The organism is Amycolatopsis sp. NPDC051071 (assembly GCF_040682875.1).
GTDB lineage: Bacteria > Actinomycetota > Actinomycetes > Mycobacteriales > Pseudonocardiaceae > Amycolatopsis.
The window spans coordinates 1-7,747 of the sequence record NZ_JBFBBY010000264.1 but is presented as its reverse complement, the minus strand read 5'-3'; the positions used below and the strand labels follow the sequence as shown (position 1 = coordinate 7,747).

The 7,747-nt window shown below is 68.7% G+C and carries 7 protein-coding genes; all 7 read right to left on the bottom strand.

The annotated features are described in order from the left end of the window. Positions 1–142: 142 nt before the first annotated feature. Entirely contained in the window at positions 143–2,401 is a 2,259-nt protein-coding gene (locus tag AB0M65_RS39460) for a polyribonucleotide nucleotidyltransferase (protein WP_364040288.1), read from the bottom strand. A 251-nt stretch (positions 2,402–2,652) separates the two neighbouring features. Continuing rightward, on the bottom strand, positions 2,653–2,922 hold the full coding sequence (gene rpsO, locus AB0M65_RS39455; RefSeq protein WP_003084034.1) for a 30S ribosomal protein S15: 270 nt from the start codon (positions 2,920–2,922) through the stop codon (positions 2,653–2,655). A gap of 128 nt (positions 2,923–3,050) precedes the next feature. Then, the gene (thpR, locus tag AB0M65_RS39450) at positions 3,051–3,560 is read right to left on the bottom strand and encodes an RNA 2',3'-cyclic phosphodiesterase (RefSeq protein WP_364040285.1); all 510 of its coding nucleotides are present in this window, start codon (positions 3,558–3,560) and stop codon (positions 3,051–3,053) included. A gap of 2 nt (positions 3,561–3,562) precedes the next feature. Then, positions 3,563–4,042 carry a helix-turn-helix transcriptional regulator gene (locus AB0M65_RS39445; RefSeq protein WP_364040282.1) on the bottom strand — a complete coding sequence of 160 codons (480 nt, stop codon included), beginning with the start codon at positions 4,040–4,042 and terminating at the stop codon, positions 3,563–3,565. Positions 4,043–4,153: 111 nt separating this feature from the next. Continuing rightward, the gene (locus AB0M65_RS39440) at positions 4,154–5,116 is read right to left on the bottom strand and encodes a bifunctional riboflavin kinase/FAD synthetase (protein ID WP_364040279.1); all 963 of its coding nucleotides are present in this window, start codon (positions 5,114–5,116) and stop codon (positions 4,154–4,156) included. A gap of 92 nt (positions 5,117–5,208) precedes the next feature. After that, positions 5,209–6,132 (bottom strand): tRNA pseudouridine(55) synthase TruB, encoded by a 924-nt coding sequence (truB, locus tag AB0M65_RS39435; protein WP_364040276.1) that lies wholly within the window; start codon positions 6,130–6,132, stop codon positions 5,209–5,211. 29 nt (positions 6,133–6,161) lie between these two features. Then, positions 6,162–7,472 (bottom strand): MFS transporter, encoded by a 1,311-nt coding sequence (locus AB0M65_RS39430; RefSeq protein WP_364040273.1) that lies wholly within the window; start codon positions 7,470–7,472, stop codon positions 6,162–6,164. Between the last annotated feature and the right edge of the window lie 275 nt (positions 7,473–7,747).

The window sequence follows — 7,747 nt, the reverse complement described above, 5'->3', positions numbered from 1 at the left end:
CGGACTCGGTGACGACTTCCTTGCGGTGCAAGAGAACCGTGCGCAGCCGATGCGCCTCTGTCTGGCTGACGGCGTCGAGGACCAGCTGGTCCTTGGGTCCTGAACGACCCTTTCCTGACGTTTCACAGCGAACCAGGCAGGACTACTGAGCGTCGGCCTTCGGAGCCTCGGCGTCGGCGCCCTCGGCGGGCTTCTCAGCCGCTGCGGCGTCCTCTTCCTGGACCACGATCAGGCTGATCTTGCCGCGGTTGTCGATGTCGGCGATCTCGACGCGGAGCTTGTCGCCCACGTTGACCACGTCTTCGACCTTGGCGATCCGCTTGCCGTTGCCCAGCTTCGAGATATGCACCAGGCCGTCCTTGCCCGGCAGCAGCGAGACGAACGCGCCGAACGCGGCCGTCTTCACCACGGTGCCGAGGAAGCGCTCGCCGACCTTGGGCAGCTGCGGGTTGGCGATGGCGTTGATCAAGTCGATCGCCGCCTCCGCCGACGGGCCGTCGGCCGCGCCCACGTAGATCGTGCCGTCGTCCTCGATGGAGATGTCGGCACCGGTCTGCTCGGTGATCGAGTTGATCATCTTGCCCTTCGGGCCGATGACCTCGCCGATCTTGTCCACCGGGACCTTCACGCTGGTGACGCGCGGGGCGAACGGGCTCATCTCGTCCGGGCCGTCGATCGCCTCGGCGATGACCTCCAGGATGGTGAGGCGAGCGTCCTTCGCCTGCTTCAGCGCGGCCGCGAGGACCTCCGACGGGATGCCGTCGAGCTTCGTGTCCAGCTGCAGCGCGGTGATGATGTCCTTGGTGCCGGCGACCTTGAAGTCCATGTCGCCCATGGCGTCTTCGGCACCGAGGATGTCGGTCAGCGCGACGTAGCGGGTCTCGCCGTCGACCTCGTCGGAGATGAGGCCCATGGCGATACCGGCGACCGGCGCCTTCAGCGGGACACCCGCGTTCAGCAGACCCATGGTCGAGGCACAGACCGAGCCCATCGAGGTGGAGCCGTTGGAGCCCAGCGCCTCGGAGACCTGGCGGATCGCGTACGGGAACTCGTCACGCTTCGGCAGGACCGGGACCAAGGCGCGCTCGGCGAGCATGCCGTGGCCGATCTCGCGCCGCTTCGGGGAACCGACGCGGCCGGTCTCGCCGGTGGAGAACGGCGGGAAGTTGTAGTGGTGCAGGTACCGCTTGTGCGTCTCCGGGGAGAGCGAGTCGATCTGCTGCTCCAAGCGGAGCATGTTCAGCGTGGTGACGCCCAGGATCTGGGTCTCACCGCGCTCGAACAGCGCGGAACCGTGCGCCCGCGGGATCACGGCGACCTCGGCGGCGAGCGACCGGATGTCGGTCAGGCCGCGGCCGTCCATGCGGATCTTGTCCGTGAGGACGCGCTTGCGCATGATCTTCTTCGACAGGGCCTTGAACGCCGCGCCGATCTCCTTGTCACGGCCCTGGAAGGCTTCGCCCTCGCCGAGGCCGATCTTTTCCAGCACCGCGGCCTTGACCTGGTCGGTCGCGTGGTCGCGGTCCTGCTTGCCGGCGATGGTCAGCGCGTTCGCGAGGTCGTCGGTCGCGATGGCGGCGACGGCGTCGAAGGCGTCCTGCTCGAAGGCCAGGAAGACCGGGAACTCACCGGTCGGCTTGGCGGCGACGTCGGCCAGCTGCTGCTGGGCCTCGCACAGCACCTTGATGAACGGCTTCGAGGCCTCGAGGCCCTCGGCGACGGCGATCTCGTCCGGCGCCTTGCCGCCGTCGGCGATCAGGTCGAGCGTCTTGTCGGTGGCCTCGGCCTCGACCATCATGATCGCGACGTCGTCACCCACGATCCGGCCGGCGACCACCATGTTGAAGGTGGCCTCTTCCAGCTGCTTCCAGGTCGGGAACGCGACCCACTGGCCCTCGATCAGCGCGACGCGGACGCCACCGACCGGACCGGAGAACGGCAGACCGGCGATCTGGGTCGAGGCCGAAGCCGCGTTGATCGCGAGCACGTCGTACGGGTCGTCCGGGTTGAGGCTCTGGACGGTGATGACGACCTGGATCTCGTTGCGGAGACCGTCGGTGAACGACGGGCGCAGCGGCCGGTCGATCAGGCGGCAGGTCAGGATCGCGTCGGTCGACGGGCGACCCTCACGACGGAAGAACGAGCCGGGGATGCGTCCGGCGGCGTACATCCGCTCCTCGACGTCCACGGTCAGCGGGAAGAAGTCGAAGTGGTCCTTCGGGTGCTTCGACGCGGTGGTCGCCGAGAGCAGCATGGTCTCTTCGTCGAGGTACGCGACGACGGAACCGGCGGCCTGACGGGCCAGTCGGCCGGTCTCGAAGCGAACGGTGCGGGTGCCGAAACGGCCGTTGTCGATCACGGCTTCGGTTTCGTGCACGGTGACTCCGGTGGAGTCGGTCATAAGGTGTATCTCCTCTTTTGATCCTCTGTAACGGCGCGAGTCTCCCACCCTGGGACCTGTTTCGCCTGCGGACGCTCGAGGAGTGAGGCCGGTCTTCGATCGAAGCCCCCGGGCCGTTGCCCGGGAACCACTACCGAGGACCGGCGAACGGTTCCTCGTGCGCGCTCGCGCCTCGCTCTTCAAAAAGACAGAGCTTTGGTTCTTAGACCGAGGGGGAGCGACCGCAGTGGTCACTCCCCCTCGGGTTCAAGCTATCGGCGGAGGCCGAGACGCTGGATCAGCGCACGGTATCGCTCGATGTCCACCTTCATCACGTAGTTCAGCAGCCGGCGGCGGCGGCCGACCAGCAGCAGAAGCCCGCGACGGGAGTGGTGGTCGTGCTTGTGAGCCTTGAGGTGCTCGGTGAGGCCGACGATGCGCTTGGTCAGCAGCGCGACCTGGGCCTCGGGGGATCCGGTGTCCGAGTCGTGCACGCCGTACTCGGCAAGGATCGACTTCTTCTCTTCGGTGGACAAAGCCACAGTGGTGCTCCTAGATAATCTGTGCCGTGCGGCCCGGACGATCGTTCACGCCGGGTGAGACGGTCACGGCCGCCACGGACTGCAGCCGGACCCGATCATCAAGGCTACCAGCCTCGTGATCAGCGGCTTCAGGCGCGGGCGTGCGGCAGCCCGTACGACCGGATCACCCGGTAGCGCGACACACCTTGCTCACGTTCACTGCTCATCAGGACGGCTTCGGTGGCCGTCCAAGTCCTGCTGGTGAAGCCGGCCAGCCGCTCCTCCCACGCGCTCGCGGCTTCGGGCCGGTCGCGGGGGAAGCGGGCCAGTGTCAGGTGGGCCACGTATGGCCTGCCTTCGTTCTCCGCGCCGGCTTGCAAGGCAAGCTCGTGGAGCCCGGTTCCGAGAACACTCAACCACAGCACCCCGGGGAATGTCGCGGCCTTTTCCAGCGAGACGTCGATCGCGGACGCCTCCGCCAGCCGTCCGGCCAGCCAGGCGGACCGTTCACCGGGGTCGTCTTCGCCGTAGAAACCGAGGGTGACGTGCCAGTTCTCTCGCGACGACCAGCGGAAATCGCCGTCTGCGGGAGTCCCCAGCGCGGCGGCGACCTCGTCGAGGACGTCGTCGGGCGGGATCAAAGCGCTGAAGAGCAGCATCGTCAGGAGTTCTTGGCCGCCCGGCGCAGCAGATCCGCCAGTGCCGGGAAGTCGTCGTCGAGCAGCTTCGCGGCTTTGGGCAGGTCTTCGTCCTCGCCGATGTCCCGCAGCGCGGCGAGCACGCCCTGGTCGTCGGCGACGGCACCGACCGGAATGTTGTCGCGGCCCACGGTCGGCCGCGAGTCGCGGACGTCCTCCAGCGCCTCCTGCATGGCCTTCCGGTCGCCCGCGGCGACCGCCGGGACCAGCACCTTGCGTTCCAGCATGATCATCTTGGCGAGCACGACCGGGTTGCCGATCTTCGCGCGGCGCCCGCTCATCACCTGGCTGAGCATCGGCGCGCTGATGCCGAGGACCTCGGCGAGGAAGGCCTGGGAGATGTCGAACGCGACGACCAGTCTCCGCACCCGATCGCCGAGCGGCTCCCCGTACCACTCCCGCTGCAGCGCGATGTTCCGCTGGACGATCTTGTGGTCCTCCACCTGGCCCGCTCCCCTAACCCCATCGAACGCCATGTGCGTCCGTGACATCTTGCCACCGGACGCACCGTGACGGGCGTGTTTGTCGATTGTCACCGGCCCGGCCCGCTTCGATCAGCCCTGCCCGCCCAGCAGCTCCCTGGTGCGGACGACGTCGTCGTCGATCTGCTTCACCAGGCCCTCCGACGTCGGGAACCGGACCTGGTCCCGCAGCTTGGCCACGAAATCGAGCGAGACGTGCTGCCCGTAGAAGTCCTCGTCGATGTCGAGGACGAAGGCCTCGACGGTGCGCTCCCGCCCCGAGAAGGTCGGATTGGTGCCGACCGAGACCGCGGCCTGGAGCCGTCGGCCAGGATCCGACGAACGGGTGAACCAGGCGCTGTACACGCCGTCGGCGGGCACCGCGGCGAACCGCGGCGTCGACAGGTTCGCCGTCGGGTAGCCGAGATCGTGGCCCCGGCGATCGCCCCGGACGACGATGCCCTCCAGCCGGTGCGGCCTGCCGAGTGCTTCGGACGCCGCGATGACGTCACCGGCGTCGATGCACGAGCGCACATAGGTCGAGGAGAAGGTGATCTCGTTCTCCGTCTGCTCCTGGGCGAGCAGCCCTTGCAGTTCCGCGCCGAAGGCCACGAAACCAAACCGCTTTCCCAGCGTGCGCAGCAGGTTGACGTCACCGGCCGCCTTGGCGCCGAAGGTGAAGTTCTCCCCCACGATCACCGCGGCCGCGTGCAGTTTGTCCACCAGCACCTCGTGCACGAAGTCGTGCGCCGGGAGGCGGGAGAGCTCCAAAGTGAACGGGAGCACGCAGAACACGTCCACGCCCAGGCCTTCGACCAGTTCCGCCTTGCGGCGCAACGTAGTCAGCTGCGCGGGATGGCTGCCCGGCCGGATCACCTCCGACGGATGCGGATCGAAGGTCAGGACCACGCTCGGCACGCCGCGTTCGGCGGCGGCGCGGACCGTCCTCGAGATCAGCTCCTGATGCCCGCGGTGCACGCCGTCGAAAACGCCGATCGTCACCACGCACCGTCCCCAGCTCCCGGGAAGGTCACCCAAACCACGCCAACGCTGCACTTGTGCCCCGTCTCCTCCAGTCCCGCTCCATGCACCACCCTAGGCCGTGTCCAGCAAGGCACGCTCGCGACCGGCCTTACAGGACACGCGCCCTAGGCGGGCAGCAACACGACCACCGAGCGGGCCGACTCGCCTTCGTCGGCGGCGAGTGCGAGCACCCGCCCGTCCGGTCCGAACATCCCGTACGTGCCCTCGATCCCGGCCGAGGGAACCCTCTGTCCATATCGGACCGCCTGCGCCGCGCGGGCGTCCAGGTCGCGGCGCGGGAACGCGGCGGCGACGGCGGCGTCGAGGTCGAGCGACAGCTCCGGCTTCTCTTCGAGCTGGTCGAGGGTGCGGGCCTTGGCCAGGGTGAACGGTCCGACCGTGGTGCGCCGCAACGCGAGCAGATGCCCGCCGACGCCCAGCCCGGCGCCGAGGTCGCGGGCCAGCGCCCGCACGTAGGTCCCGGACGAACACTCGACGACGGCGTCGAGTTCGACGCGGCCGGCCTCGCGGCGGGTGGCGAGCAGGTCGAAGCGGTGCACGGTGACCGGACGCGGCGGGATCACGACCTCTTCGCCGGCGCGGACGCGGGCGTACGCGCGCTTGCCGTCGATCTTGACCGCGCTGACCGCGCTCGGCACCTGCTGGATGTCACCGCTCAGCGCGGCGATCCCGGCGGCGATCTGGTCGTCGGTGATCTTCGCGACGGCGTCCGGGGCTGCCTCGGCGATCGGCTCGCCCTCGGCGTCGTCGGTCGTCGTGGACAGTCCCAGTGAAAGGGTCGCGAGGTAGGTCTTGCGGTCCAGGGCGAGGTGGCCGAGGAGCTTCGTCGCGCGTTCGATGCCGAGCACCAGGACGCCGGTGGCCATCGGGTCGAGCGTGCCGGCATGTCCGACCTTGCGGGTGCCCATGAACCGCCGGGCCCTGGCGACGACGTCGTGGGAGGTCATCCCGGACGGCTTGTCGACGATGACGAGACCGGGTGGCGGGGCGGGACGATTCTTGGCTGGGACTTGATTGGGACGCGACACGGGCCGAACCCTATCTACCGGGCCTTCGCCTAGGACGACACGGGCAGCGGCACTTCGGCGTCCCAGCGCCGTCGCCGGATCTGCACCGGCAGTTCCTCACCACGTGCCTCCGCCGCGAACAGTTCGGCGCGGGTCCGCCGCCACCACACGAGCATCCGGAAGGTGCCCAGCGCGAGCAGCACGACGACGGACAGCAGCGCCACCCGGAACGCCCCGCCGGTCCACTCCAGCAGCACCCCGACCGCGAGCGCCGAAACCGTGGTCGCCACGAAACCGCCGACGTTCACCACACCGGTCGCGGTGCCGACGCGCGAGAGCGGGTTGTAGTCCCGTGCCAGCGCGAAGCCGATCATCGACGCGGGTCCGCCGAGCGAAAGGAACGCGAACGTCGGGACCAGGACCGCCACGGGGACCGGCCCCGGCCAGCCGAGCAGCACCGCCCAGATCACCGCGGCACCCCCGATGTACCCGCCGACCAGTGGCATCCTCAGCGACGGGCGCCGTCCGATCAGGCTGCCGATGAACGGTCCGCCGATCATCGAACCGAAGACGAACACGATCAGCAGTGAACTCGCGGTGGCCTTCGGATATCCCTGTCCCTGCACCAGGAACGGCACCCCCCACAGCATGGTCAGCACGTTGGGCGCGAACATCGTGCTGAAGTGGACCCAGAACCCCAGCCGGGTCCCTGGGGTCCGCCACGCCTCGGTGACCTGGCGGCCCAGCACCTTCGGATGCACCTTTTCGCGGACCGGCACCGGTTCCCCGCGCGGGGTGTCCTCGACACGGAGGACGACGACGGCGGTGTACAGCGCGGTCACCAGACCGACGGCGAGGAACGTCGAAGTCCAGCCGGGGCCGTCGAGCAGCAGGCTGAGCGGCAGGGTCGCGGCGAGGTTGCCGACGTACCCGATGGCCGCGGTCAGCGCGGTGAGCAGGGCGTACTGGCGGCCGGGGAAATGCGCGGCGATCAGCCGCAGGACGCTGACGAAGGTCAGCGCGTCGCCGAAGCCGAGGACGGCGCGGGCGAGCAGGCCGAGCGGATAGGAGTCGGCGATCGCGAGCAGGATCTGGCCGAGGCCGAGGAAGAACACGGCGCCGGTGAGTACCCGGCGCGGGCCGTAGCGGTCGACCAGGACGCCGGTGGGGATCTGCATCGCGGCGTAGACGCCGACCTGCAGCACGGTGAACGTGCCGAGCGCGGCCGCGCCGACGCCGAAGCGGTCGGCGGCCTGTAGCCCGGCGACGCCGAACGACGTGCGGTGGAAGACGGCCAGCAGGTAGACGGTGACGGCGGCGAACCAGATGAACCAGGACCGGCGGGTGGCTCGGCCTGTCACAGTGATCCTCCTCGGGAAGGGGTGGGCAAGACGAGACGCCCGCACTGCCGCCTCAACTAGTTGTAGCCCCTAAGCAACGGCGAAACATACCCGTTACCCGGGTGGTTTTCGCCACAGCGAGGCCTTGACCCGCGGCCGTGTGTCATGAGGGGTCCCCATCGGACGAAATTTGTCCGATGGTCCGTCCGAAGACATCGGTAACTGGCTTTGGGTGGTTAGTATCAACCGCCTCATCCTGGGCGCACGTGCTCGGGTACGGGAATATCAACCCGTTA